The organism is Amphritea pacifica (assembly GCF_016924145.1).
Classification (GTDB): Bacteria; Pseudomonadota; Gammaproteobacteria; order Pseudomonadales; family Balneatricaceae; genus Amphritea; species Amphritea pacifica.
Genome location: NZ_JAFFZO010000222.1, coordinates 1 through 263, shown reverse-complemented (window position 1 = coordinate 263; position 263 = coordinate 1). Strand labels below are relative to the sequence as shown.

The 263-nt window shown below is 41.4% G+C and carries 1 protein-coding gene; it reads right to left on the bottom strand.

Translation table 11 applies throughout. The annotated features are described in order from the left end of the window. Positions 1-229: hypothetical protein (locus JW499_RS22115; RefSeq protein WP_205212561.1), on the bottom strand; the 229-nt coding region annotated here is incomplete at its 3' end. Between the last annotated feature and the right edge of the window lie 34 nt (positions 230-263).

Below are 263 nucleotides of genomic sequence, written 5' to 3'. Positions count from 1 at the left end.
AGCGGGTGACCATGCCAGTACTACGGCTGAACGTAAAATGTTTGACCGCTTTCATAAACCAGGGCATGGGGAGGTAGCCGCGGCCTGAGGCTTCGAAATAACCCCAGATCAGGCCTGAAGGGAGGAAAACATAGAGTATATATATACTATCGACTAAATCTAAATGTGTTATAGGTTCATGGATAAAAGGGAGAATAATTACCATTAAAATAAAGAATGGTAAGAACATTGTACAGATACCTTTACCGAAGACTGTAAGGTAA